This window comes from Pseudomonas pichavaramensis (assembly GCF_050473265.1).
Lineage (GTDB): Bacteria > Pseudomonadota > Gammaproteobacteria > Pseudomonadales > Pseudomonadaceae > Aquipseudomonas.
The window spans coordinates 185,520-210,347 of record NZ_JBJKFJ010000005.1 but is presented as its reverse complement, the minus strand read 5'-3'; the positions used below and the strand labels follow the sequence as shown (position 1 = coordinate 210,347).

22 protein-coding genes, 1 tRNA gene and 1 riboswitch are annotated in these 24,828 nt (G+C 62.1%); of the genes, 8 read left to right on the top strand and 15 right to left on the bottom strand.

The features are described 5' to 3' along the window. Positions 1 to 168: 168 nt before the first annotated feature. A riboswitch (cobalamin riboswitch) is annotated at positions 169 to 377 on the bottom strand. Between the two features lie 39 nt (positions 378 to 416). The 5 genes from ACJRW5_RS10530 to moaB form a co-directional block, all read right to left on the bottom strand. After that, complete coding sequence (locus ACJRW5_RS10530; protein WP_484570458.1) at positions 417 to 737, bottom strand: hypothetical protein; 321 nt, start codon at positions 735 to 737, stop codon at positions 417 to 419. 8 nt (positions 738 to 745) lie between these two features. Next, positions 746 to 1,270, bottom strand: coding sequence for a C40 family peptidase (locus ACJRW5_RS10525; protein WP_484570457.1), 525 nt, complete (start codon positions 1,268 to 1,270; stop codon positions 746 to 748). An 85-nt stretch (positions 1,271 to 1,355) separates the two neighbouring features. Further along, complete coding sequence (locus tag ACJRW5_RS10520) at positions 1,356 to 1,976, bottom strand: C40 family peptidase (RefSeq protein ID WP_484570456.1); 621 nt, start codon at positions 1,974 to 1,976, stop codon at positions 1,356 to 1,358. Positions 1,977 to 2,123: 147 nt separating this feature from the next. Next, positions 2,124 to 3,338: a molybdopterin molybdotransferase MoeA gene (locus tag ACJRW5_RS10515; protein ID WP_484570455.1), complete on the bottom strand. Its 1,215-nt coding sequence runs from the start codon at positions 3,336 to 3,338 to the stop codon at positions 2,124 to 2,126. Beyond that, entirely contained in the window at positions 3,335 to 3,874 is a 540-nt protein-coding gene (moaB, locus tag ACJRW5_RS10510; protein WP_484570454.1) for a molybdenum cofactor biosynthesis protein B, read from the bottom strand. Before moaB ends, ACJRW5_RS10515 begins: the two co-directional genes overlap by 4 nt. Before the next feature lie 66 nt (positions 3,875 to 3,940). Between moaB and mobA the strand changes: the two genes are divergently transcribed. The 3 genes from mobA (at position 3,941) to ACJRW5_RS10495 (ending at position 5,045) form a co-directional block, all read left to right on the top strand. Then, entirely contained in the window at positions 3,941 to 4,531 is a 591-nt protein-coding gene (mobA, locus tag ACJRW5_RS10505) for a molybdenum cofactor guanylyltransferase MobA (protein ID WP_484570453.1), read from the top strand. A gap of 85 nt (positions 4,532 to 4,616) precedes the next feature. After that, complete coding sequence (locus ACJRW5_RS10500; RefSeq protein ID WP_484570452.1) at positions 4,617 to 4,838, top strand: YgdI/YgdR family lipoprotein; 222 nt, start codon at positions 4,617 to 4,619, stop codon at positions 4,836 to 4,838. Positions 4,839 to 4,968: 130 nt separating this feature from the next. Next, positions 4,969 to 5,045: transfer RNA gene (locus ACJRW5_RS10495), tRNA-Pro, on the top strand. Positions 5,046 to 5,109: 64 nt separating this feature from the next. On the opposite strand, the gene ACJRW5_RS10490 is transcribed toward ACJRW5_RS10495, so the two are convergent. Together ACJRW5_RS10490 and ACJRW5_RS10485 are read right to left on the bottom strand one after the other, a co-directional pair. Continuing rightward, on the bottom strand, positions 5,110 to 5,346 hold the full coding sequence (locus tag ACJRW5_RS10490; RefSeq protein ID WP_484570451.1) for a glutaredoxin family protein: 237 nt from the start codon (positions 5,344 to 5,346) through the stop codon (positions 5,110 to 5,112). Positions 5,347 to 5,394: 48 nt separating this feature from the next. Next, positions 5,395 to 6,534, bottom strand: coding sequence for a DUF5610 domain-containing protein (locus ACJRW5_RS10485; RefSeq protein ID WP_484570450.1), 1,140 nt, complete (start codon positions 6,532 to 6,534; stop codon positions 5,395 to 5,397). Positions 6,535 to 6,856: 322 nt separating this feature from the next. On the opposite strand from ACJRW5_RS10485, the gene ACJRW5_RS10480 reads away from it, so the two are divergent. Both ACJRW5_RS10480 and ACJRW5_RS10475 read left to right on the top strand, forming a co-directional pair. Then, complete coding sequence (locus ACJRW5_RS10480; RefSeq protein WP_484570449.1) at positions 6,857 to 8,119, top strand: OprD family porin; 1,263 nt, start codon at positions 6,857 to 6,859, stop codon at positions 8,117 to 8,119. Between the two features lie 119 nt (positions 8,120 to 8,238). Then, positions 8,239 to 8,511 carry a Rho-binding antiterminator gene (locus tag ACJRW5_RS10475; protein WP_484570448.1) on the top strand — a complete coding sequence of 91 codons (273 nt, stop codon included), beginning with the start codon at positions 8,239 to 8,241 and terminating at the stop codon, positions 8,509 to 8,511. A gap of 103 nt (positions 8,512 to 8,614) precedes the next feature. Here ACJRW5_RS10475 and ACJRW5_RS10470 read toward each other — a convergent pair whose 3' ends face one another. The 6 genes from ACJRW5_RS10470 to ACJRW5_RS10445 form a co-directional block, all read right to left on the bottom strand. Next, the gene (locus tag ACJRW5_RS10470) at positions 8,615 to 9,154 is read right to left on the bottom strand and encodes a DUF2058 domain-containing protein (protein WP_484570447.1); all 540 of its coding nucleotides are present in this window, start codon (positions 9,152 to 9,154) and stop codon (positions 8,615 to 8,617) included. Between the two features lie 174 nt (positions 9,155 to 9,328). Further along, positions 9,329 to 10,159: a nucleoside triphosphate pyrophosphohydrolase gene (gene mazG / locus ACJRW5_RS10465; RefSeq protein ID WP_484570446.1), complete on the bottom strand. Its 831-nt coding sequence runs from the start codon at positions 10,157 to 10,159 to the stop codon at positions 9,329 to 9,331. A 12-nt stretch (positions 10,160 to 10,171) separates the two neighbouring features. Beyond that, on the bottom strand, positions 10,172 to 12,415 hold the full coding sequence (gene relA / locus ACJRW5_RS10460) for a GTP diphosphokinase (protein ID WP_484570445.1): 2,244 nt from the start codon (positions 12,413 to 12,415) through the stop codon (positions 10,172 to 10,174). Positions 12,416 to 12,548: 133 nt separating this feature from the next. After that, positions 12,549 to 13,907, bottom strand: coding sequence for a 23S rRNA (uracil(1939)-C(5))-methyltransferase RlmD (gene rlmD, locus ACJRW5_RS10455; protein WP_484570444.1), 1,359 nt, complete (start codon positions 13,905 to 13,907; stop codon positions 12,549 to 12,551). Beyond that, complete coding sequence (gene cysM / locus ACJRW5_RS10450; RefSeq protein ID WP_484570443.1) at positions 13,907 to 14,812, bottom strand: cysteine synthase CysM; 906 nt, start codon at positions 14,810 to 14,812, stop codon at positions 13,907 to 13,909. Before cysM ends, rlmD begins: the two co-directional genes overlap by 1 nt. 123 nt (positions 14,813 to 14,935) lie before the next feature. After that, on the bottom strand, positions 14,936 to 15,898 hold the full coding sequence (locus ACJRW5_RS10445; protein ID WP_484570442.1) for a siderophore ABC transporter substrate-binding protein: 963 nt from the start codon (positions 15,896 to 15,898) through the stop codon (positions 14,936 to 14,938). A gap of 476 nt (positions 15,899 to 16,374) precedes the next feature. Between ACJRW5_RS10445 and ACJRW5_RS10440 the strand changes: the two genes are divergently transcribed. Next, positions 16,375 to 18,459: a TonB-dependent receptor domain-containing protein gene (locus ACJRW5_RS10440; RefSeq protein ID WP_484570441.1), complete on the top strand. Its 2,085-nt coding sequence runs from the start codon at positions 16,375 to 16,377 to the stop codon at positions 18,457 to 18,459. An 81-nt stretch (positions 18,460 to 18,540) separates the two neighbouring features. After that, a complete protein-coding gene (locus tag ACJRW5_RS10435; protein WP_484570440.1) occupies positions 18,541 to 19,827 on the top strand; it encodes a class I SAM-dependent methyltransferase in 1,287 nt (428 codons plus the stop codon). 1 nt (position 19,828) lies between these two features. Here the strand turns inward: ACJRW5_RS10435 and ACJRW5_RS10430 are convergent, their stop codons facing one another. Then, a complete protein-coding gene (locus ACJRW5_RS10430) occupies positions 19,829 to 21,244 on the bottom strand; it encodes a HAMP domain-containing sensor histidine kinase (RefSeq protein WP_484570439.1) in 1,416 nt (471 codons plus the stop codon). After that, positions 21,241 to 21,951: a response regulator transcription factor gene (locus ACJRW5_RS10425; RefSeq protein WP_484570585.1), complete on the bottom strand. Its 711-nt coding sequence runs from the start codon at positions 21,949 to 21,951 to the stop codon at positions 21,241 to 21,243. The genes ACJRW5_RS10430 and ACJRW5_RS10425 overlap by 4 nt, the downstream gene beginning before the upstream one ends. Before the next feature lie 119 nt (positions 21,952 to 22,070). On the opposite strand from ACJRW5_RS10425, the gene ACJRW5_RS10420 reads away from it, so the two are divergent. After that, positions 22,071 to 24,821: a response regulator gene (locus ACJRW5_RS10420; protein WP_484570438.1), complete on the top strand. Its 2,751-nt coding sequence runs from the start codon at positions 22,071 to 22,073 to the stop codon at positions 24,819 to 24,821. The last annotated feature ends 7 nt before the right edge of the window (positions 24,822 to 24,828 follow it).

Here is a 24,828-nt window from a genome sequence, read left to right as displayed (position 1 = left end):
GGCCGCAATCTCGCGCATTGCTCGTGCGGCAGCGTGAACGGCAGCCAGGAGAAGAGACGATTCTGCCCTCCTCATCCAGGCGCCAATAGCTGGTCGTGCATGCGGAAGACAAAAAAACGAACGCCCCGGAACAACCGGAGCGTTGGCCGGACAACGCCCTCCGCGATGCCGTGAAAACTGCGACAGGCCGGTCTCCGGGCTCGTGAGTGAACCAAAAGGTTCAGCGCCGCGCCTTCCCGTGCATTGCACAGTGGCCTTGAGCGGCGTTCGACTCACCTACCGTTGCGGGGGCAGCGCCGGAATGGGAACCGGCTTCCCTGTTTCACCCTTCGACCACCGCTTGCAGTGATTCGGGCACCTGAAGCAAGGCGCGCAGATTAGAGGCTGGCCACCCTGCACGTCAACGCTGATCCCGCTCAATGCCTGGGCATGAAGCCCGGCGGCTTGCGCGACAGCCACTCGACAAAGGTTCGCAGCCGCTCATCACTCAACAACGCCTCGCGAGTGTTGAAAGTGAGCGCCAACTCCTTCTCGCTGAACAATCGATGGATCTGGTTATGGCAGGCCCGGCAGACCCAGAGCGTGGCGGTGATGCGCTCATGTCGAGGGAAGCGCTTCTGCACGTAGACCTTGTCATGCAGCGCCTTGGGTATCAGATGATGGCGCGTCAACGCCACGGGGCGAGCGCAGAGTTCGCAGACCTCAGGCTGAGGCGGCAGGCGAATGGGCGCGACCATTATCTGGCTCAGGGATTGCGCGCGAGCTCAGGCGTAATCACTCGCTTGGCATCGAGGTAAACACGTTGCCAATAGACATTGTCGAGACTATCCAGGCGCACGGTTCCGCCGCTGGATGGCGCGTGCACGAAACGCCCCTCGCCCACATAGATGCCGGCATGACTGACCGAGCGCCCGCCGTTGGTGGCGAAGAACACCAGATCACCACTTTGCAGCGAATCGCGACGAACATCCGGCGTGCGCATCGCGCTCAGCTCACGAGTCGAACGCGGCAGGCTGATACCAGCGGCGTCGCGATAGACGTAGCCGATCAGACCACTGCAATCGAAACCGCCTTCCGGGGTATTGCCCCCATAACGGTAGGGTGTTCCAACCAGACCAAGCGCACGAAACAGTACATCCTCCGCACCACCCTGATAGGCAGAGGGCGCAGTGGACGGTATATAAACAGGCTTGGGAGCGGGAGCGTTACTGCTGCAGGCACTCAGCAGCAGAGCGAGGGAAACGAGGGCGACACGGGTCGTTACGGGCATAAGCGAGGCGATCCTGAGCCTGAATGGGCTCTACTGTGCCGCCTGGAGAGTAGTGGCGCAACCCCGAGGGCCACGCCATACGCCATCAGGGATGGATTCTGCTCGCAGCCTGATCGTCTGTAGGAGCCAGCGCCAGCACACGCTTGGCCTCCATGTAGCTGCGCTTCCAGTAACTGTCGTCCAGGCTGTCGATGCGCACACCGCCGCTGCGGCTGCTGCTGGAATGAATGAACTGATCGTCGCCCAGGTAAATGCCAGCATGGCTGACACGCCCACGCCCACGATTATTGAAGAGAATCAGGTCACCCGGCTCCAGATCGGCCCGCGCGACCTTGGGCGCATCCAGTTTGATCAATTCGCGCGTGGAGCGCGGCAATTCGAGACCGACTTCCTCGCGGAACAGATAACCGACGAAACCACTGCAATCGAAACCGGACTGCACCGAAGTGCCGCCGTAGCGATAGCGAGTACCGATCAGCGAACGCCCGAGATCGAGCAGGCTGTCGGCCAGCTGCGGCATTTCATAGGGTTTGTCGTCGATCAATGCGGTGACATCATCGTCCGCCGGCTCGATCTGCTGGGAAAGCGGATGAGCAATTGGCTTGACCGCAGCTTCGCTGATCTGCGGTTGCGGCGAGTGGCCGGCGCAGGCAGCGAGAAAGACTGTTAGTGCTAGAGGCACGAGGGGTGCGAAGCGTTGGAGCATGGGCACGACCGTGTCGATTAGAGATTTACAAGTCGGCGACTATGCCCTCTATAAGGTTCATTTGCAAATTCTATCGTGAGAAATGTGACCCAGTAGTTTTACCGCATCATCTAACGCGCCCAACCAGATTGGCCGGGCGCGTCATGTTCAACCGAGGATCTCGCTTAGCGGGATAAACCGCAGCATATCGCCCTCTGCAAGCGTGCTGCCCTCCATTACCTCAGCCAACCCTTCAGCCCAGGCGGCGCTGCGCAGCACACCTGAACTCTGATTCGCATACGGCACCACTCGACCATTCTCCAGCCGCGCACGTAAATACTCCCGGCGCATGCCCGGCTTGCTCCAGACAAAACCCGCCGGCACCGGGAAAGCCAGGGGCTCCACACGCTGAACGCCAAGACGGCGCAGGATATACGGGCGTGCCAACAAACCGAAGGTAACTAGCGTCGAAGCCGGATTACCCGGCAAGCCGATCACCGGCACGCCTTGATAATGACCGAACGTCAGCGGCTTGCCCGGCTTGATCGCCAGCTTCCAAAGCGCCAGCTCGCCCGCTTCACGCAGCGCCAGCCCGAGAAAGTCAGCTTCCCCGACCGATACACCACCGGTAGACAGAATCAGGTCAACCGCACCCAGAGCCCCGAGCGCTGCGCGGGTGCGCGGCAGGTCGTCCGGCAATATCCCGGCATCGGTGACGGCGCAGCCCAGACGCTGCAGCCAGGTGATCAACAAACGTCGGTTGCTGTTATAGATTTGTCCCGGCTCCAGCGCCTCTCCCGGCTCCACCAATTCGTCACCGGTAGAGAGAACCGCCACGCGCAAGCGACGACGCACCGGCAGCCGCGCGACGCCGAGAGAAGCCGCCAGCCCCAGCTCGACAGGCCCCAGGCGCGTCCCCGCCGGCAGCACACACTCGCCGTTGCGCGTTTCCTGGCCTTGCGCACGAACGTTCTGTCCAATCTTCAATGCATGACGAAAGAGCACTCGACCGGTTTCGTCCAGCTCGACATTCTCCTGCATCTCCACGGTGTCGGCGCCAGCCGGCAACGGCGCGCCGGTAAAAATGCGCGCGCAACTGCCAGGCTCCAGCGGCGCGGGGGCTACGCCCGCCTGAATGCGCTGACTGACAGATAACGCCTGGCCATTCCAGTCGGCCAGGCGCAGGGCGTAACCATCCATGGCACTGTTGGCCCATGGCGGCAGATCCAGCTCCGCGATCAGCGGCTCGGCCAGCACGCGCCCATCGGACTGCGCCAGCTCAACCTGCTCGACTTCCTCTACAGCAGCAGCGTCAGCCAGCGCCAGGAGGCGCTCCAGCGCTGCCTCCATGGGCAGCAGGCCAGGCTTGTCGCAGCCACTCATCCGCGCGTCTCGCACGCAGCGGCCTGCTTCAGGTGCGGTACAAAGTTGCATGGACGATGGCGCGCATCGAGTTGCTCGGCAAGAATCCCGTCCCAAGCCGTACGACAAGCATTGGTCGATCCCGGCAAGCAGCAAACCAGCGTGCCGTTGGCCAACCCGGCCAGAGCACGCGACTGCACCGTGGAGGTGCCGATATCGGCCACGGATATCTGCCGGAACAGCTCACCGAAACCGTCGACTTGCTTGTCCAGCAGACAGGTGACGGCCTCAGGGGTGCTGTCACGCCCGGTGAAACCGGTACCACCAGTGATCACCACCACCTGCACCTCATCCTCGGCAATCCAGGTCGCGACCTGGGCGCGAATCTTGTACAGATCGTCCTTGAGCAGCACGCGTGCCGCCAACTGGTGGCCAGCAGCGCTCAGACGATCGACGAGCAATTGACCCGAGGTATCGGTTTCCAGCGTGCGCGTGTCGCTGACGGTCAGTACGGCAATGTTCAACGGCACGAAAACCGCTTCGGCCTTATGGTTCATGGCAGGCATCCAATTGGTAGACAATGGGCAACTTTATATCACACCGCAGCCCCCGGAGACCGCTCCATGCCGACATCCCCAACCCCTGCCAACTGCTCGGTGCTTCTGCTATCCGGTGGTCGTGGACAACGCATGGGCGGGCAGGACAAAGGCCTCTTGCAATGGCATGGCCGGCCACTGATCGCCTGGCTGCATGAACTGACCAGACCTCTGAGTGATGACCTGATCATTTCCTGCAACCGCAACAATGATCGCTATGCCCCATATGCCGATAAGCTGGTGGCCGACCTGGAACAGGATTTCCAGGGACCGCTGGCCGGCATCCGCGCCGGAATGGCGGCAGCCCGTCATGAGCAGTTGCTGGTGCTGCCCTGCGACGCCCCACTGGTCGACCATTCCCTGCTGAGCGCGCTGCTGGCCCATGCGGGAGACAAACCGGTTGTGGTGCGCCAGGGCAATTACTGGCAGCCGTTGTTCTGCCTGTTACCCACATGCCTCAAGGATGATCTTGAAGGCGCCTGGCAGGCCGGCGAGCGCAGCCCGCAGCGCTGGTTCGGCAAACTGGCGCCAGTCGCGGTCGACTGCCCACTGGACGACGCCCGCCTGGCCAACCTCAATACACCTGAAATTCTTGCCGATACGCCTCCTGCAAACTGAATCAGGCGCCCTGCAGCGGAACTCATACGGCGGTTTTACGTCTGAGCGAGGGTATGGCACCCATTCGTATCCAAGGAGACAGACCATGACCAAACGGACCATTCCCGCGCTGCTGATGGTAATCGGCTTTGCCGTGCTGGCCGGTTGCGCCTCGCCATCGGTGATCACACTGAACGATGGCCGTGAAATTCAGACCGTGGACAAACCGACTTTCGATGAGGATTCCGGCTTCTACGAGTTCGAGCAGCTCGACGGTAAACGCGCCACGATCAACAAGGACCAGGTGCAGACGGTCAAGGAGCTCTGAGGCAAATGCCTGAGGCGCTACCGAAAGCTACCCGAACCCGGGAACGGGCAGTTCACCACACTCCTGAGCTGAAGTTTTTTCAGGCTAACCCCTTGTGCGGTAAAAGTTTTTCGGTAGAATACGCCTCATTCGGAGTGTAGCGCAGCTTGGTAGCGCGTCTCGTTCGGGACGAGAAGGTCGCAGGTTCGAATCCTGTCTCTCCGACCAAACAAAAAACCCGCCTTAACCGGCGGGTTTTTTATTGCCTGCGCTCTGACCATCAGGCACTTCTTCAACGCAGAAAGCTGACCACCTGCTCGGCATCGAACGGCCAGTTCAACTCGCCTCCGGTGTCGCAACGGCGCAGAACCGGAATACGTAAACCGTACTGGTCGATCATCCCCTCGTGCTCTGCGATATCGATCAGCTCGACCAGCAGGCCATTCTCGACGAACGGCATGAGCAATGCCTCGGCCACCTCACAAAGGTGGCAACCCAGGGTTCCGAAGAGTTGGCATTCAGGCGTCATGAGCGCACCTCACTGTCAGCAAGGTGCGCAGTTTAGCACCGGGCAGTATCAGCTCGCGCCGTTAGCCTCGTCAGCCTGCCCTGGAAGCAGAGACTGCAAGCCATCAAGCAGACTGCGGTTGAGGCTGTCAGCTTTCTCCAGACGCGGCAGGTCGAAGCGATCATCCAGCGAGAAGCCACCCTTGAGCAGGTCCTTGAGCATGCCGCCGGCATCCTGAGCGAGGTCGCCGGCGCTGCGCAGCGCATCGAGCAAGCCCTGAGCGTAGTCTTGCAACCCGCCATTGACCGCACTGGCGCCCTGCCCTGCAACAGCCCCATAGGCATCGGTAGCCTGACGCACACTGGTCTGGGTCAGCCGCAGCGACATCGATGCCAACTGCTCACCATCCATATCCAGCGCCATGGCACGATCAAAGGCGCCAGCCAGATCGCCCGCATAGAACTTGTCGGACAGATCCTGCACCTGACTGAACAGCGTCTCCAGTGCCTTGATCTCATCATCGTCCAGCTCGCCCTCCACACTGACCTGCCAGCCTCCAATCTGCAGGCTGCCGGACTGGCTGCTGGCTACCACGCTGGAGGATTTACCATCACTGGACGCGGCGAAGCTGCTCTGCGACCAGTTGGCAGATGCCTGCGCGACAGAAACACGCAGGCGATCTCCGTCACGAGTGGTGATGGACAAGTCGAAGGTTTCAGCCAGAGCGGAGAAGCGCTCACGATAACCGGCCACGGCAACCTCCCCCGACGAGCCCGGCGCAGTTGCACCGAAACGCTTGTCGAGGTCGGCCAGACCGTCCTGGATCCTGCTGTAGGTGTCATCGATATCGCCCGCCACCTGGCCGCCGAGAACGCCCATGCCATCGAGAATCTTGCGTGCCTCGGCAAAACCCTTCTCGACACCCTCGCGCGCCTGAGACAACAGCTTCTCCAGCTTGGCGGGATCAGCACCAGCAGCCGCCTCGCTCTGCAGGCGCTGCTCGATGAATCCCAGCACACGCCCCGCCACCTTTTCCGGCGTGTAGTCATCACGCTTGCCGTTGAGAGCGCCCGGCTGCAGGCCAAGTTTGTCGGCAAGCCGGTTGGCCAGGGTGGTCTGTGCATCGGCGGCGTTATTGCGCGTAGCCATAGAGTTGCTCGCCTGCGCAGTGCGGGCAGCAGCGGAATTGAGTGAGCTTAACGGATGCATGGTCAGGGTCCCTAAGCAGGTGATCTGCCGAACTTAACGGCCGCTCGCCGGCAAGCTTTAGCTTTTCTCGACCAGCGGTCCCTGATTCTTTTCAGCGCAGCTGTGCCAGCCATCTTTTTTTCAGCACAAGACCGAAGGTCGTAATTCGAGTCGAAAGAGGCGAGATAGAGATATCGGGCCGCCCACAGGCCATATTGCGACCAGCTGGCGCCAGACTAAAGTCTTACAGTCGCCCCATAACCGAAGTGCTTTATTTCATGGCGCCGTAACCGGCCGGTCACATCGTGGTCGGCCTGCTTATAACAACGAGGAGACAACAATAATGAGCAAGACTCCCCTCGCCCGCGCCGTGGCCCTCGCCACGCTGGGCGCCAGCCTCACTCTACCGAGCCTGGCACAGGCTGACTTCATCGGTGACAGCAAGGCCACCCTGGAACTCCGCAACTTCTATATGAACCGCGACCTGCGCGACACCACCGCTGCGCAGCAGTCCAAGCGCGAAGAATGGGCCCAGGGCTTCATCTTCAAGGCCGAATCAGGGTTCACCGAAGGCACCGTCGGCTTCGGCCTCGACGCCTATGCCGGCCTGGGTCTGAAGCTCGACTCCTCGGACGAGCGGGCAGGCACCAACCTGCTACCCAACGGTTTCGGCGACGAAGGGCCGGATGAGTACTCCGAAGCCACCGGCGCGGTGAAGGTGCGTATTTCCAAGACCGTTGGCAAGGTCGGCGGCCTGATGCCGAAACTGCCCATCGTTTCGTCCGGCGACTCGCGCTTGCTGCCGCAGGTCTTCAATGGCGGCATGATCACCTCACAGGAATTCGCCGGCCTGACGCTCAATGGCGGCCAGTTGCGCGAAGTGAACTTCCGCAACTCCACAGACAGCGAAGACATCACCGCCACCAACTTCACCTCGGCAGCCAGCCCTCGCGCCAGTGATCGTTACAACTTCGCTGGCGGCGACTACAAGTTCAACGGTGGCAACACCACGGTCGGCCTGTGGTATGGCGAGCTGGAAGATATCTACGACCAGAAGTTGTACAACCTGATCCACGTACAGCCAATTGGCGACTGGAAGTTGGGCACAAACCTGGCCTACTTCGACTCTCAGGACAACGGCTCCAAGCGCGCAGGCGACATAGATAACGACCTGACCTCGGTCAACCTCTGGGCCGGCATCGGCGCGCACACCTTCCGCCTGGGCTACCAGGAGGTAGGCGGCGACAACGCCTTCCCCTTCCTGAGCGAAACCGATCCATACATCGTCAACTACCTGCAAATTCTCGATTTCACCCGCAAGGACGAGAAATCCTGGCAGGCACGTTATGACATCAACTTCGCCAGCTATGGCGTTCCCGGCCTGACAGCCTTCGTTCGTTATGTCACAGGTGACGGATTTGATGCCGCAGATGGCTCCAGCGGCAAGGAATGGGAGCGCGACGTGGATATCAGCTACATCATCCAGGAAGGTCCATTGAAGAACCTGGGCGTGCGCTGGCGGAACGCGATGGTACGCTCCAACGCGACCACCGGCGATTTGGACGAGAACCGACTGATCGTCAGCTACACCATCCCTCTGATGTAAACACTCCAGCCACACGAAAACGCCGCAACGCCTGTAACGGGTTGCGGCGTTTTTAACTCCTTGAAAAACAGTCGGAGCCATTTCTCGGCTAGGCTCTAGCGATCTCGGAGGATAACTCGATGGACGACTACCAACCCCTGGCCTGCGACCTCTACGACTATCTGGAGATCGCTTGCATGCATCACTATCAGCTGGATATCGAGCTGGTCGACGGCACTCGTCAGCAGGGCCGGGCCCTGACCACGGAAACCTCGGCAAACAAGGAGGAGTTTCTGCTCGTGCATACCGCCGGAGGCGAACAGCGCCTGCGCATGGATAGCCTGCTGGCAATCACCCCGCTGGATACAGGCGCCAGCTTTGCTCGAGTGGTGCTGGGCGGCAATCGCTGCTGAACGCGACGCACCTATGGGCAGGTTGCGTCATGCGCACCAATAGCAATTGCACCAATCCGCGGTGCACACAACGCACCCTACGCGAGCGGACAGAAACGCTGCATTACCACATCAGGTCATCAGGAATCTGGTAGGCGGCGTACGGATCGTCGGCATCCGGCTCTTCGACATGGGTATTGAGCAGAACGATGCGCGAAGCGTCGCGCTCCTGGATCTTCAACGCCGCCTCACGCGGAATGATTTCATAACCGCCGCCATGGCGAACAATGGCCAGCCAGCCGTTGGACAGCTTGTTACGCACCATGGTGTTGACCGGCAGGCGCTTGACCCTCTTGTCATCGACGAAGTTGTAGTAGTCCTCGCCATCGAGCTTGGGCAGGCGCGAGCGCTCGATCAGCTGCTTGATCTGTGCCGTACGGGCTTTCTGCTCGGCCTTTTCCTGCTGCTGACGGTTCAGCTCCTGATCGCGCGCAGCCTTCTCGGCCTGGGCCTGTAGTGCTGCCTGGCGCGTGCTGTCGTCCAGTTCGGCCTGGCCCTTGTGCGCCAGACGCTTCTGCTTCTGCTGCTGCTTGCCAACCTGCTTGGCCTGTTTTTCATTGACCAGGCCGGCTTTGAGCAGCTGGTCGCGCAGGGAAAGACCCATGACTAAAGATCCCGAACATGATGTTGTTGCAGCGGCGCGCGGCACCGCCATTTTCGAAGCACCCAGCATAAGGGCTAAGACGCAGCGGCTCCAGCCCGAAAACCCAACGGTAGCCCGGATGCAATCCGGGAGGCACGAGCTAGGCATTTCCCGGATTGCATCCGGGCTACGTCATCAACAGCCTGGCGCCTGCTTTTCCAGCTTCTTCGCCTCGCCCCACAGGGCGTCCAGTTCTTCCAGCGTGCAGCCATCGAGGCTGCGCCCAGCTTCACGTACGCTCTGCTCGATAAAGCGAAAGCGCCGCTCGAACTTGCCATTGGCGGCGCGCAGCGCAGCCTCGGGATCGACCTTGAGATGACGCGCCAGGTTGGTGACGACGAACAGCAGATCACCGATTTCCTCGGCCACCGCCTCGGCATCGTTCTCGCTCATGGCTTCGAGCACTTCGTCCAGCTCTTCGCGGACCTTGTCCACCACCGGCAGCGCCTCGGGCCAGTCGAAGCCGACCTGGGCGGTACGCTTCTGCAGCTTGACCGCACGGCTCAGCGCCGGCAGCGCGACCGGCACGTCATCGAGCAAGGACAGTTGCTTGGGCGCGGCAGCCTTCTCGGCGCGCTCCTGCGCCTTGATCTCTTCCCAGCGCTGCTTGATGGCAGCCTCTTCCAGCCTGGCCATATCCGGCGCGCCATACAGGTCCCCATCGGGGAACACATGAGGATGGCGGCGAATCAGCTTGCGGGTAATGCCATCGACCACCTTGGCGAAGTCAAAACGCCCTTCTTCGCGGGCCAGCTGGCTGTAATAGACCACCTGGAACAACAGGTCGCCGAGCTCGCCTGGCAGGTGCTCGAAGTCGCCCTGCTCGATGGCATCGGCGACCTCGTAGGCCTCTTCCAGGGTGTAGGGCACGATGCTCGCGTAGTCCTGCTTGAGATCCCAGGGACAGCCATGTTGCGGGTCACGCAGGCGCGCCATCAGGTGCAGCAGATCGTCGAGTTGATACATGGACGCTTCCTGCTAAGCCACGCGGTGGCGGCGCGCTTCGATGATGTTGGGCAACTGGCCGATACGCGCCAGCAGGCGACCGAGGGCATCAAGGCCGGGAATCTCCACGGTGATCGACATGGAGGCGGTGTTGTCCTCCTTGTTCGAACGGGTGTTGACCGCCAGCACATTGAGCTTCTCGTTGAGCAGAACCTGGGTCACATCACGCAGCAGACCAGAGCGGTCGTAGGCCTTGATGACGATTTCCACCGGGTAGGTCTGCACCGGTACCGGCCCCCAGCTCACCTGGATCATCCTTTCCGGCTCACGCCCACTCAGTTGCAGCGCCGTCGGACAGTCCTGGCGGTGAATGGTGACGCCACGACCGAGGGTGATGTAGCCAACGATAGGGTCGCCCGGCAGCGGCTGGCAGCAGCCGGCCATCTGCGTCAGCAGGTTGCCGACACCCTGGATCTGAATGTCGCCACGCTTGCCCGGCTTGAAGCCCTGGGCCTTGCGCGGAATCAGCTCGAGCTGCTCGCTGCTGCGCTCTGGCTCGACCAACTGCTGGGCCAGGTTGACCGCGTGCGCCAGGCGCACATCGCCCGCGCCCATGGCCGCGAACAGGTCTTCGGCGGTTTTCAGGTTGGCCTTTTCCGCCAGCTTATCGAAATCCACGCCAACCAGCGCCAGGCGCACCAGCTCGCGTTCGAGCAGTTGCTTGCCGGCGGCGACGTTCTGGTCGCGGTCCTGCAGCTTGAACCAGTGCACGATCTTCGCCCGCGCCCGGCTGGTAGTGACGTAACCGAGGTTGGGGTTGAGCCAGTCGCGGCTCGGCGAGCCCTGCTTGCTGGTGATGATCTCCACCTGCTCGCCGGTCTGCAGGCTGTAGGTCAGCGGTACGATGCGCCCGTTGATCTTGGCGCCACGGCAGTTGTGGCCAATCTCGGTGTGCACGCGGTAGGCGAAATCCAACGGCGTGGCACCCTTGGGCAGGTCGATGGCGTGGCCATCCGGGGTGAACACGTAGACCCGATCCGGCTCGATATCGACACGCAACTGCTCGGCCAGGCCGCCGATGTCGCCCAGCTCCTCGTGCCACTCGATGACCTGACGCAGCCAGGAAATCTTCTCTTCGTAGTGGTTGGAGCCGGATTTGACGTCGGTGCCCTTGTAGCGCCAGTGTGCGCAGACGCCCAGCTCGGCCTCTTCATGCATGGCGTGGGTGCGGATCTGCACCTCCAGCACCTTGCCTTCCGGGCCGAGCACGGCAGTGTGCAGCGAGCGGTAGCCGTTTTCCTTGGGGTTGGCGATGTAGTCGTCGAACTCCTTGGGAATGTGTCGCCATAGGGTGTGCACGATGCCCAGCGCGGTGTAGCAATCGCGCATTTCCGGCACCAGCACACGCACCGCACGCACGTCGTAGATCTGGCTGAACTGCAGGCCCTTGCGCTGCATCTTGCGCCAGATCGAATAGATATGTTTCGCCCGGCCGCTGATGTCGGCCTTGATACCGGTGGCTTCCAGCTCCTGGCGCAGGTGCGCCATGGCATCGTTGATGTACTGCTCGCGATCGAGACGACGCTCGTGCAGCAGCTTGGCGATCTGCTTGTACTGCTCCGGCTCCAGGTAGCGGAAGGACAGGTCTTCCAGCTCCCACTTGATATGGCCGATGCCCAGGCGGTGAGCCAGCGGCGCATAGATGTCGAACACCTCGCGCGCTACGCGCTGCCGCTTCTCCTCGTCAGCTTCCTTTACCGCCCGGATCGCACAGGTGCGCTCGGCCAGCTTGATCAGCGCCACGCGCACGTCGTCGACCATGGCCACCAGCATCTTGCGCAGGTTTTCCACCTGCGTCTGCGAGCCGACCACCACCGATTCCCGCGGATTGATACTGGCGCTGATCGCCGCCATGCGCAGCACGCCTTCGATCAGCTTGGCCACCACCGGGCCGAAGCGCTGGTGCACCGCGGCCAGGGTGATCTTGCCCTCACGCACACCGCGATAGATGATCGCCGCGACCAGCGAATCCTGATCGAGCTTGAGATCGGCGAGGATTTCCGCGATGTCGAGTCCGGCGCGGAATGTCGATGCGCCCTCGCTCCAGTGATGCTCGCTGGTGTTGGCCTGCTGTTCCAGATCACGGGCAAATTCGCAGGCTTCTTGCAATGCCTGACGATCCAGCGCCGGATCGACGCGGGTGACATGCTCCAACCAGGCCTCGAGGTTGATGCTGCCGTCATCGTTGATCGGCTGATGCGCTCTCACCTGAACCATCGTCTTACCTTCCCTACGGTGCGCATACGCCGCACCGAGCAGTCGCCGGCCTTCTCTGAGCCGGTCGGATTAACTGAAAGAACGCGCATCCTGCACATCCCTGCGACACCGAACGTGCCGCCTTACCCCGAGCCTAGGGCTCGGTTTTTTCGAATAGAGCCATCGCCTCGACATGCGCGGTCTGCGCGAACATGTCGAGAATCCCGGCACGGCGCAGTCGATACCCCTGCTGCGCCAGCTCGGCGGCATCGCGCGCCAGGGTGGTCGGGTTGCAGGACACATACACCAGGCGCCGCGCACCCAACTCGCTCATGCCACGCACCACCTGCAACGCACCGTCGCGCGGCGGGTCGAGCAGCACTGCGGAAAAACCGCCACGCGCCCAGGCCTCATCGGCCAGCGGCTTGGACAGGTCGGCACGGAAAAAGTGCGCGTTGCCCAGGCCATTGTGCTGTGCGTTGGCGGCGGCTCGCGCCACCATCGCCTCGACGCCTTCCACCGCCACCACCTCGGCGGCCTGGCGCGCCAGCGGCAAGGCGAAATTGCCCAGCCCGCAGAACAGATCGAGCACGCGCTCATCAGCTTGCACTGCCAACCAGTCTAGCGCCTGCGCGACCATCGCCTCATTGACCAGACCGTTGACCTGTACGAAGTCACCGGGTCGATAGGCCAACTGCAACTGCCAGCGCGGCAGCGCGAAACCCAGCTCGGCGCCCGCCTCGTCCGCCTGCGGCTGGCCTTCACCCTGCAGCCACAGCTGCGCCGTATGCTCCCGGCAGAAGGTGCGCAACCGCGCCAGATCGGCCTCGGACAGTGTAGCGGTGTGACGCAGCAGCACAGCCTCGGCGCTGCCACTGAACAGCTCGACATGGCCCACGACCTGCGGTTTTTCCAAGCTGCGCAACAACGCCGGCAACGCCTGGAAAATCGGTTGCAAGGGCTGTACCAGCACCGGGCAATCGTCGATGGCGACGATGTCCTGACTGGCCTCGGCGCGGAAACCGACGTGCAGCTGACGCGCCTTGGCGTCCCAGCGCACGGCGATGCGTGCACGGCGACGGTAGGCCAGCTCAGGACCGACCAGTGGCGCCGCCCATTCGTCCGGCTGTACGCCACCCAGGCGACTCATCTGCTCGGCCAGCGTGCGCTGTTTCAGGGCGAGTTGATCGGCATGAGGCATGTGCTGCAGGTTGCAACCACCACAACGCCCGGCATGCACGCACGGCGCGCTGCGGCGCTGCTCGCTGGCATTGATGATGCGTTCGGCGCGCGCCTCGACGGTCTGGCTGCGCGCAGCGAGTACGCGAGCCTCGACCTGCTCGCCGGCCAGCGCACCACTGACGAACCAGGTGCGCCCACCTTCGAAAGCGATGCCACGGCCGTCACCGGCCAGGCGCTCGATGGCCAGCACCTGCTTCTTGCCGACAGGGAGCTGTTGGGCGCGACTGCCACCGCTGGGCTGAAAGCGCAGGCTGGAGCTACGTTTGGCCATCAGTTCGCCGGTTCTTCGTAAACGCCGGTGGACAGATAACGGTCGCCGCGGTCGCAGATGATCGCCACCATCACGGCGTTTTCCACCTGTTGCGACAGGCGCAGCATGCCGGCCACCGAGCCACCGGAGGAAACCCCGCAGAAGATGCCTTCCTCGCGCGCCAGGCGGCGCATGACGTGCTCGGCCTCGGCCTGGCCCATGTCCATCACCTGATCGACGCGCTCGGCCTGGTAGATCTTCGGCAGGTACTCCTGCGGCCAGCGGCGGATGCCGGGAATGGCCGAGCCTTCCTGCGGCTGCAGACCGACGATCTGGATCGCCGGGTTCTGCTCCTTGAGGTAGCGCGAGGTGCCCATGATGGTGCCAGTGGTGCCCATGGAACTGATGAAGTGGGTGATGGTTCCGCCAGTCTGCCGCCAGATCTCCGGGCCGGTGCCGCTGTAGTGAGCCTCGGGGTTGTCACCGTTGCCAAACTGGTCGAGCACCTTGCCACGGCCTTCTGCCTGCAGCTTCTCGGCCAGGTCGCGAGCACCCTCCATGCCCTCCTCCTTGCTGACCAGGATCAGCTCGGCGCCGTAGGCGGTCATTGCCCATTTGCGCTCGGCGGTGGAGTTGTCCGGCATGATCAGGATCATCTTGTAACCCTTGATCGCCGCCGCCATGGCCAGGGCGATACCGGTATTGCCGCTGGTGGCTTCGATCAGCGTGTCGCCAGGCTGGATATCACCGCGCAGTTCGGCACGGTTGATCATCGACAGTGCCGGCCGGTCCTTGACCGAACCAGCCGGGTTGTTGCCCTCCAGCTTGACCAGCAGGGTATTGCTGGTCTCACCAGCCAGGCGTTGCAGGCGCACCAGAGGTGTGTTGCCGATGCAATCGGCGATGGTGGGGAATTGCAGGCTCATGGGGTGTGCGAATCCAGACTGACGCAAAGGGGCGTCATGATACGCCGAACCCGTAGCTTCATCACGCCATGATCGGTGTCATGACGTGACGCAAGCCGACAGCCCTGATGGCTGCCGGTAGTTTCACAGCGCGGCGGAGAACGCCTTCAGGGTATTCATCAGCCCCTGATAACCGCCAGTGGCGATATACCAGGTGGGCGGATCGAGATAGAACACCTTGCCGGCAGTCCAGGCCTTGCCGGTTGCGATTGCCGGGTGTTTGCCCAGTGTCTCTGCCGCCTTGCCTTCACCACCGGTTGCCGCACCACGATCCAGAATCACCAGCCAGTCCGGTGCATCCTGCAAAGCAGCATCCAGGCGCACCTTCTGCCGCTCGCGCAGCTGTTTGGCCTCCGCCGAACCGGGTGCCGGGCGCCCTTGCGGCACGCTCGCCGGATCCACCGACTCGACCACGGAATGCGTACCCAACACCTCATAGAGCATGCCGAAGCGCTCACCCGGGGCATGCAGCATCAACGCGTCGTTGATAGTGAACAACGTCAGCGAGTTCAGCCCCTGGCTCTTCTCATGGGTCGCGAGCAGCGCCTGCTGCAGCTCGCTATCGAGCTGCACGGCCCGCTCCTGACGGTCGAAGATGTCGCCAAGCAGCTGCAGGTTCTGCCGCACCCCGGCAATGAAGGCGTCAGGCGCGATGCTCAGATCAAGGGTCGGCGCCAGTTGCGCCAGTTTTTCGTAGGCAGCACTGGAGCGGCCGGCGACGATGATCAGATCTGGCTTGAGGGCTTCCAGCGCGGCGTAGTCCGGCTCGAACAGGGTGCCGATATTGACCACCTCGCGCTGCGCATAGGTGTCTTTGAGGTAGTCAGGGCCGACCATCTGCGGCACACCGGCCGCCGACACCCCGAGTGCATCCAGAGTATCCAGCGTAGCCAGATCGAACACGGCAACCCGCTTCGGCGTCTCGTTCAGCGTCAGGCTGCCCTGCGCATGGCTGACCGTCAGGGGATAGGCGCCATGAGCACAGGTGAAGGCCAGAAAGGCAAACGCTGCGACCAGGTGAGTCACAGCGGAGCGAAGCGACGACATATCTCTCTCCTCATTGAAATACGTTTGCGCCGGGCGCGTACGCCTCCATGAAGAGCCGCTTCGGCAACATCCGCCCAGCCCAGGCGCCGCCGAGGTTACAGCAGGGCTTTATCAATCGCTATTGAGCCGCATTTGGATTTACACCTTGAAAAAGCGCAGCCCGGATTCCCCCTGATCCAGAAGGGATTCGGAGCTCGCAGAATTTACAAAGTCAAAATGTATAGTTTGTAAATCACATTTACTCGCAGATGAGTATTCATATCATTTGCGAGAAATCCGCAGCCTGACAGCAAATTGCCAGCGGTGCAGCCCCACTCGGACACGGGCGCACCCAAGCAACGTGCACCCACTTCGACGCCGACGATCCGCAGGGCTTCGCCGGGAACGGTCACGGGCGCTCAGCAGAGGCTGCCGGACAGACATCAGAAAAACACGCCGACACTTGAGCCATCCTGTTTTCCGTAGGAGCTATACGCATGTCACGCATCAACCGCCCGTTCGTTGCTCGGTCCAAACCGCAATTTCAGAAAACCCTGCTGGCAGCCGCGATGGCCTCGATCACCTGCTCAGCCATTGCAGTGCAGGCGGCCGAGCAAGTGAAACTGGGTGACGTGGTCGTGACCGCCTCGGGTTTCGAGCAGAGCATCAAGGATGCGCCGGCCAGTATCAGTGTGATCTCGGCGGAAGAACTGAAGAAGCGCTCCTACACCGACGTCACCGATGCCCTGAAGAACGTCGCCGGCGTGCAGATCGCCGGTGGTGGCGTCGAACGCTCGGTGATGATTCGCGGCATGACAGCCGGCTATACGCTGTTTCTGATCGACGGCCGCCCCGTACAGGGCAACGATGCCTTCGGTCTGAACGGCACGCAGGCCGGCACCCCGATCAATTTCCTGCCGCCGATCGAGGCGATCGAACGCATCGAAGTCATCCGCGGCCCGGCGTCCTCGCTCTATGGCTCGGACGCCATGGGTGGTGTGGTCAATATCATCACCAAGCGGATTCACAACGAGTTCGGCGGCAGCGTCACCGCCGAATACTCGATGGCCGACAGCAACAACGACATCAACGAGGATGGCTACCAGACCAGCGCTTACCTGAACGCGCCACTGATCCAGGACATGCTGTCCCTGCAGCTCAATGGCTCGTTCCTGCACCAGGATGAAAGCCACCTCACCGGCCAGGACGACAGCGGTGCAACCGACCCGCGCTACAGAAGAAGCAATGCCGGTGGCAAACTGGGCTGGAGCATCAACGAGCAGAACCTGGTCACCCTCAACTACAACGAAGGTCGTCAACGGCGCTGGGCCAACCCCGGAAAAAGCCTGCCTCAGGCGGACGAAGCCACCTTCACCGACTCGATTCAGCGCACCTACGCGATCACCCATGAGGGGCGCTACGACAACCTGTTGACCGATACCTACGTCAACTATGACCACTCCGAAAACCTCAGCCGTCTGAATGCCACAACCGGCGAAGGCATCGAATACAGCGTACTGACGGCCAATACCCAGGCCACCTATTTTGCAGGCTCGCACGCCCTTACCGGGGGCCTGACCCACAAGTACGAGAAGCTCGAGGATGGCGCCAGCAGCGGCCTGCGCGAACCTGTAGTGGCAGACGCCAATGCGGTGGTGGAGATGGATCGCTACCAGAACTCGCTGTTCCTGGAGGACAACTGGAGCCTGACCGATGACCTGACCCTGACCCTCAGCGGCCGCTTCGATGACAATCAGGCTTACGGCAGCGAGTTCAGCCCGAAGGTTTATGCCGTCTATCGACTGACTGACAACTTCACCCTCAAGGGCGGCGTCACCACCGGCTACAAGGCTCCGGCCCTGCGCCAGAGCGCAACCGACTATGGCGCCACATCCATGGGCGGGGTCATCATCGGCAACCCGGATCTGGTCCCGGAAACCAGCGTCAACCGTGAAATCGGCATCGGCTACGAGAACTTCGACCTCGGTCTGAGCAGCACCCTGACCATCTACCAGATCGACTACGAAGACAAGATCAACCGCACCGGCCGGGTCTGTGCACAGAACGTCGCCTGCACCTACAACGGCACCACCTACCCCGCGCATCAGTTTGGCTACACCGCCTACGAAAACGTCGATGAGGCCGAACTCAAAGGTGTCGAATTCACCCTCGACTACCAGATTCTCGACAACCTCACCTACCGCCACAGCTACACCTATACCAGCACCGAGCAGAAGTCAGGCCAGTACAAGGGCGAGCCGCTCAACGACATGGCCAAGCACATGTTCAACGCATCGCTGGACTGGCAAGCCACCGAAAAGCTCAACCTGTGGACCCAGGTCAACTACCGTGGCGAGACCTCCGGTCGCTGGCAGACAGGCACCAGCGGCAGCAACACCAATGGCGTGACCTACCCGTCCTACACCTTTGCCGACGTCGGCCTGGTGTACAAGCCGACTCGCGACCTGAGCCTCAAGTTCGGTGTCTACAACGTCACCAACAAGGAGGTCACCACGGAAGATGACTTCGCCTACAACCTCGATGGCAGACGCTACGTATTCGGGCTGACGCAGAATTTCTGATTCTGCTACCTGGTTTAGGTACCCGAGAAGCTGCCTCTTTCAGGAGGCGGCTTCTCGCTTTTCAGACACAGAGGCAGCCTCATGAATGCACCACCATCCTATGTCAGGGACACGGCCTACCCGCCGCATTACCACAGGGAAATGCAGCCGGTCTGGCTTGCCAGCCTGGCGCAGATCCAGGGCAGCCTCGCCCCCGCAATCGATCAGCCCTACAACTATTGCGAGCTGGGCTGCGGCCTGGGCATCAACCTGCTGGTCGCCGCGGCCTGCAACCCACTGGGACAGTTCCTCGGGGTCGACTTCAACGAGGCGCAACTCGCTTTTGCCCGAAAGGCTGCACAGGCAATCCGCCTGGATAACGTTCGCTTCATCAATGCCGACTTCGCCCGCTTCGGCCAGCAGAACAGTCAGCACTTCGACTTCATTGCCTGTCACGGAGTGTGGTCCTGGATCGCACCCGAACAGCAAGCGCACATCCTCGAACTGGTCGGGAAGTGGCTAAAGCCGCGCGGGCTGCTGTATCTGCACTATATGTGTCACCCCGGCGCGACGCAGATGCTACCGATACAGAAGCTGCTCAATGAAGTCGCCGCACAACTGCCCGGCGATTCGCAACAGAAAGTCCGTGCCGGGCTCGAACTGCTCGGCCAGCTCGACGCGACTGGCGTCTTTCATGATCAGCCCCGCCTTCGAGCCAGCCTGCAGACACTGCAGCGGATGAACCCGGCCTACCTGGCCCACCACTTTCTCAGCGACCACTGGCAAGCGCAGCACTCGGTCGACGTACATCGCATGGTCGCCAGCGCGGGCCTTTCCTATCTTGGCAGCGCCAACGTCTTCGAAAACCTCGACTCGCTGTCGATCCCCGAGGCCAGCCAGGCGCTGCTGCGCGAGCAAGCGTCGCCAGCCATCCGCGAACTGATCAAGGACATGGCTCGCCATCAGCATCAACGCCAGGACCTGTTCCAACGCAACCCGGTAAGCCTCCCTCCGCAGCAGCACATTCAGCAGGTCGCCACGCTGCGCTTCGGCCCCTGCCCAAGCGCAGAGCGCAGCGGTGGGCTGACCTTCGCCACGCCCATCGGCGAGATTCAGGGGCCAGTCTCTGTCTTCTCTCCCATTCTGCAGCGGCTGAACGCCGGCCCGGCGAGCTTTCAGGAGCTGAGCCGACTGGATACCTGCAAAGGTGACCTGGGTCTGCTCGCACAGTCGCTGCAGATGCTGATGTGGCATGGCAGCGTCCATCCGCTGCGCACCGATGATGGGAACGCCGACTCAACAGCCAGACGCCTGCAATCGTGGCTCGATCAGCAGGGTCTGAATCTCAAAGTAATAGCAGCCGGCGGCACGGCCATTCATCCGCGCTGAATCAGACCGAGGGCGACTCGCCCGCTGGCAAGACCGCCTGCGCGTGCACTTGCGCGACTCGACGCGGCACCGGCCTGGCAAGATCGGCCTTCAGACGGAAATTGATGCTCAAGCCGCCATCAAGATTCTCCGCCCACAGCTGCCCGCCCTGCAGTTGCACCATGCTGCGCGCGATGGCCAAGCCGAGGCCGTAACCGTCTCCGCCTGGTCGGGCAACATTCAACCGCGCAAAGGGTCGGAAGATCGTCTCCAACGCCTGCTGCGGCACCCCCGGCCCCTGGTCTTCGACCCAGAGCTGCCAATAATTGCCATCCCGCATGCCGCCCAGGCGCACCACACCGTCCTCGGGAGAATGGCGAATGGCATTGCGCAACACATTCTCCAGCGCCTGGGCCAGACCATTGAGATGCCCCCAGACCACGCAATCGGCCGGCACTTCGCAAGGCAGACGCTGCATGTCCCAACCAGACTCGAAGCCGGCATTCTCGCTGAGGACCTCCCAGAGCCGCGCGATATCCACCGACTCCAGTGGCAGGCTGGGCCGCTCGGTATCCAGCCAGACCAGCTCGAGGGTATCGCCGATCAGCTTCTCCATCCCCCCCACTTCGCGCTCCAGGCGCTGGCGCAGGGCATCGACATCCTGCTCGTGCTCCCCGGCGACCCGCAGCCGGCTCAACGGCGTGCGCAGCTCGTGCGAGAGGTCGCGCAGCAGTTGGCGCTGGAAGGCCACGGTATTTTGCAAACGGCCCGCCATGTGATCGAAAGTTCGCGCCAGCTCACCCAGCTCATCACGCCGCCCGGTCACTCCAGGCCCGACCCGTGCATCCAGATCACCAGCGCTCAGAGCTGCGGCCTGACGACGCAGCACCGCCAGTGGCGCAATCAGCGCGCGATATAGCAGCAAGCCCAGCAATATCGCCAGGACAGACGGTACGACCCGCTGCAGCAAAATCTCCCATAGTTCGTTGTACCGACGCGGGCTTAGGCGTTGTGGCAGCTCCATGACCAGACGCGTCTCGCCATCGCTGAACGGTATATAGAAGGTTGGCGTGCCTCCCGGCCGGCCGACCGGGAAGTCGAGCTTGCGCACGAAGTCCAGGCGCTGCCGCTCCTCTTCACTCAGCGCTTGCGAAGACAGCGAGTGCTGGTGTTCATCGACTACCGCTGCCCAGACCTGCTCCTGCTCGCGCAGCCCCCGTAGAAAATCGTCAACCCCGGAGACACCGCCATTGCGCCAGGCGTGCTCCGCGTCTTGCGCGTAGTCCGACAGAGTGCTCTTGGCAGAGTTGGACAGGTACGAGGTCGCCTGGATCAGGATTCGGCCGATATCGACATGCAAACTGACCAGCAACAGACAGAACAGCGCCAGGGCGCCCGTCAGCTTCCACAGCAGCGAATGTCGGCCCGGCAGGTTCATGAGCTGACCTGCACCAGAACGTAGCCCTTGCCCCATACGGTATCCACCCGCGTCTGGGCATAGCCGATGGCCTGCAATTTACGGCGCACGTGACTGACGTGCATGTCCAGGCTGCGATCATGCTGAGCGTAGGCGCGGCGCAAGGCTTGCTGATAAAGGAAAGGCTTGCTCAGCACCTCCTCCCGGTTGCGCCACAGCAACTCCAGTACGCGGTACTCACTGAGCGTCAGCCCGGCCCACTGACCGGCATGCGCAACATCGCTGCGCCCTTCATCGAAACTCAGCCCGTCATCAGTGCTTTGGCCCTGCTGCTGATGCCGCTCATAAGCCACACGCCGCAGAATCGCCTCGATGCGCACGCTCAACTCGCCAAGGCTGAAAGGTTTGGGCAGATAATCGTCGGCTCCCTGACTGAATCCAGCGATACGGTTCTGCTCGTCACCCAGCGCCGACATCAGCAGCACCGGCACACGGCGGCGCTGGCGCAAGCGCTGCAACGCCTCCAGACCATTGGTGCCCGGCAGCATGATGTCCATCAGCACCAGATCGAAATCTTCGCGCTCGGCCAGGCTCAGTCCCTCACTGCCGTCATGGCTCAGGGTCACGTCGTAACCACGATTTACCAGGTCGGCCTGCAGGTGACTGGCCAGCAAGGGGTCGTCTTCTACCGCCAGAATGCGGGTTGCAACAGGGCTTTGGGTCATCATCATCGGGGACCACAGGATAAAAATGAGAACAATTCTACCTACTAAACAACAATCGCTCACCTAAAGATTCCAGCGCGCCGAATCGCTACACTGCCCGGACGAGATCAAGGAGATAAACCGTGTTCAAGGATCTAGGCATCAAAGGGCGCGTGTTGCTGCTCACCCTGCTCCCCACCAGCCTGCTGGCATTGGTGCTGGGCGGCTATTTCACCTGGGTGCAGCTATCAAGCTTGCAGGCACAGCTGCTGCAGCGCGGCGAGATGCTGGTCGAGCACCTGGCGCCACTCGCGGCGCCGGCCCTGCAGCAACAGAACACCGCATTGCTCGGACGTATCGCTCAGCAGGCACTTGAACACCCGGACGTTCGCGCAGTAGGTTTTCTGGAGCCACAACGCAATGTCCTGGCTCATGCCGGCCCCAGCATGCTCAACCCGTCACCCACTGGTCAGGCCGATGTAAGCCAGCTCAGCGGCCAGGATGCCACGCGTTTCCTGCTCCCGGTCTACGACCAGCATCTGGTTCTCAGCGACCAGGCCAAGACAGACGACGACCCACAGTTACTGGGCTGGGTGGAGTTGGAACTATCGCACCAGGGCACGCTGCTCAGCGGCTATCGCAGCTTGATCACCAGCCTGCTGCTGATCGCCGGTGGCCTGGCCGTCACGGCCCTGCTCGCGCTGCGCATGAGCCGTACCATCAACGAACCCTTGCTGGCGATCAAGGCCACCGTCGCCCAACTCAAGGACGGCCACCTGGAAACCCGCCTACCTCCGCAGGGCAACCATGAGCTCGACGAGCTGGCCGCCGGCATCAACCGCATGGCCGAGGCCCTGCAGAATGCCCAGGAGGAGCTGCAGCACAACATCGACCAGGCCACCGAAGACGTCAGACAGAACCTGGAAACCATCGAAATCCAGAACATCGAGCTGGATTTCGCCCGCAAGGAAGCGCTGGAAGCCAGCCGCATCAAGTCCGAGTTCCTGGCCAACATGAGCCACGAAATCCGCACCCCGCTCAACGGCATTCTCGGCTTCACCAACCTGCTGCAGAAAAGCGAGCTCAGCCCGCGCCAGCAGGATTACCTGATGACCATCGAGAAATCCGCGGACAGCTTGCTCGGCATCATCAACGAGGTGCTGGATTTCTCCAAGATCGAGGCCGGCAAGCTGGTGCTCGAGTCCCTACCCTTCAACCTGCGCGATCTGCTGCAAGACACACTGACCATCCTTGCCCCGGCAGCGCATGAAAAGCAGCTGGAACTGGTCAGCCTGATCTACCGCGATACGCCACTGGCCCTTCGCGGTGACCCACTGCGCCTGAAGCAGGTGCTGACCAACCTGGTCAGCAATGCCATCAAATTCACCCGCGAAGGCACCATCGTCATGCGCGCGATGGTCGAGGACGAAAGTGCCGACAGCGCGCAATTGCGCATCAGCGTCATGGACACCGGTATCGGCCTGTCGGATGAAGACCTGCGCGCGCTGTTTCAGGCCTTCAGCCAGGCCGATAACTCGCTGACCCGCCAGGCCGGCGGCACCGGACTTGGCCTGGTGATTTCCAAGCGCCTGATCGAGCAGATGGGTGGCGAGATCGGCGTCGACAGCACCCCAGGTGAAGGCTCGGAATTCTGGGTCAGCCTATCACTGCCCAAGGCCCGCGACGATGCCGAAGACTTGCCGCGCGCGGCCCTGCAGGGCCACCGCGTCGCCGTTCTGGAAAGCCACGAACTGGCTCGCCAGGCCCTGGCGCACCAGCTGGAAGACTGTGGCCTGGAAGTAGAGAGCTTCGCCGACCCTGGGCAGCTTTTCGAGGCAGTCAGCAGCCAGCAGCAGCGGGATCGCCCGCTGACCCTCGCGGTACTCGGCATCACCGCCGCCCAATTGCCGGCCGAAACCCTCGGCCAACGCATTCAGGAGCTCGATCGACTGGGCTGCAAGGCGCTGGTGCTCTGCCCCACGACAGAATTGGGACTGTTCCACGAGTCGCTCCCCGACGCCTACACCCAGTTGCAGGCCAAGCCGCCCTGCACACGCAAACTGCACAAGGCGCTGGTCGAGCTGGTCAACCCGCAACGTCCGCTCAATGAACCGCTGGTAATGGGTGAGACGAGACGGCCGCATATCCTCTGCGTCGACGACAACCCGGCCAACCTGCTGCTGGTCAGAACCCTGCTCGATGACATGGGGGCTAACGTCAAGGCCGTGGACAGCGGCTTTGCTGCGATAGACGAGATCAAGCAGGACAGCTTCGACCTGGTGTTCATGGACGTGCAGATGCCAGGCATGGATGGCCGCGAAGCCACGGAAGCGATCCGCCAGTGGGAGAGCGAGCAGAGCCGCAGTGCCACGCCGATCATCGCCCTTACCGCCCATGCCCTGGCCAACGAGAAACGTGCCCTGCTGCAAAGCGGCATGGACGACTATCTGACCAAACCGATCAGCGAGCGCCAGTTGGCGCAAGTAGTGCTCAAATGGACCGGCCTTAACCTGCGCAACCAGCCTGCAAGCAAGGCCGCGCAGCCTGCTCCGGCGCAATCCCAGAGCAAGGTGCTCGATGCCGAAGAAGGCCTGCGCCTGGCGGCCGGCAAGGCGGATCTGGCTGCCGATATGTTGAGCATGCTGCTGGCCGGTCTGCCAGGTGATCGCCAGGCCATTCGCCAGGCGCGGGATGCCGGCGAACGCACGACACTGATCGAACGCGTACACCGCCTGCACGGGGCCACGCGTTACTGTGGCGTGCCACAGCTGCGCGCCGCCTGTCAGCGCAGTGAAACCTTGCTCAAGCAGGATGACCCCGAGGCCCAGCGCGCCCTGGATGAGCTGGACGCGGCCATTGCCCGCTTGACCGAAGCAGCCGCCCAGAGCGCCTGAGGACCAG

Bases quoted from the DNA above. Each gene is read 5' to 3' on its own strand.
- cysM (WP_484570443.1), bottom strand. From the start codon at position 14,812: ATGAGCCTGCAATTCCCCACCATCGCCGATTGCATCGGCAACACACCT.
- ACJRW5_RS10425 (WP_484570585.1), bottom strand. From the start codon at position 21,951: ATGATGACCCAAAGCCCTGTTGCAACCCGCATTCTGGCGGTAGAAGAC.
- ACJRW5_RS10475 (WP_484570448.1), top strand. From the start codon at position 8,239: ATGGACGACTACCAACCCCTGGCCTGCGACCTCTACGACTATCTGGAG.
- ACJRW5_RS10525 (WP_484570457.1), bottom strand. From the start codon at position 1,270: ATGCCCGTAACGACCCGTGTCGCCCTCGTTTCCCTCGCTCTGCTGCTG.
- ACJRW5_RS10515 (WP_484570455.1), bottom strand. From the start codon at position 3,338: ATGAGTGGCTGCGACAAGCCTGGCCTGCTGCCCATGGAGGCAGCGCTG.
- ACJRW5_RS10485 (WP_484570450.1), bottom strand. From the start codon at position 6,534: ATGCATCCGTTAAGCTCACTCAATTCCGCTGCTGCCCGCACTGCGCAG.
- ACJRW5_RS10430 (WP_484570439.1), bottom strand. From the start codon at position 21,244: ATGAACCTGCCGGGCCGACATTCGCTGCTGTGGAAGCTGACGGGCGCC.
- ACJRW5_RS10490 (WP_484570451.1), bottom strand. From the start codon at position 5,346: ATGACGCCTGAATGCCAACTCTTCGGAACCCTGGGTTGCCACCTTTGT.
- ACJRW5_RS10445 (WP_484570442.1), bottom strand. From the start codon at position 15,898: ATGTCGTCGCTTCGCTCCGCTGTGACTCACCTGGTCGCAGCGTTTGCC.
- ACJRW5_RS10500 (WP_484570452.1), top strand. From the start codon at position 4,617: ATGACCAAACGGACCATTCCCGCGCTGCTGATGGTAATCGGCTTTGCC.
- mobA (WP_484570453.1), top strand. From the start codon at position 3,941: ATGCCGACATCCCCAACCCCTGCCAACTGCTCGGTGCTTCTGCTATCC.
- mazG (WP_484570446.1), bottom strand. From the start codon at position 10,159: ATGTATCAACTCGACGATCTGCTGCACCTGATGGCGCGCCTGCGTGAC.
- moaB (WP_484570454.1), bottom strand. From the start codon at position 3,874: ATGAACCATAAGGCCGAAGCGGTTTTCGTGCCGTTGAACATTGCCGTA.
- ACJRW5_RS10470 (WP_484570447.1), bottom strand. From the start codon at position 9,154: ATGGGTCTTTCCCTGCGCGACCAGCTGCTCAAAGCCGGCCTGGTCAAT.
- ACJRW5_RS10530 (WP_484570458.1), bottom strand. From the start codon at position 737: ATGGTCGCGCCCATTCGCCTGCCGCCTCAGCCTGAGGTCTGCGAACTC.
- rlmD (WP_484570444.1), bottom strand. From the start codon at position 13,907: ATGGCCAAACGTAGCTCCAGCCTGCGCTTTCAGCCCAGCGGTGGCAGT.
- ACJRW5_RS10435 (WP_484570440.1), top strand. From the start codon at position 18,541: ATGAATGCACCACCATCCTATGTCAGGGACACGGCCTACCCGCCGCAT.
- relA (WP_484570445.1), bottom strand. From the start codon at position 12,415: ATGGTTCAGGTGAGAGCGCATCAGCCGATCAACGATGACGGCAGCATC.
- ACJRW5_RS10440 (WP_484570441.1), top strand. From the start codon at position 16,375: ATGTCACGCATCAACCGCCCGTTCGTTGCTCGGTCCAAACCGCAATTT.
- ACJRW5_RS10480 (WP_484570449.1), top strand. From the start codon at position 6,857: ATGAGCAAGACTCCCCTCGCCCGCGCCGTGGCCCTCGCCACGCTGGGC.
- ACJRW5_RS10520 (WP_484570456.1), bottom strand. From the start codon at position 1,976: ATGCTCCAACGCTTCGCACCCCTCGTGCCTCTAGCACTAACAGTCTTT.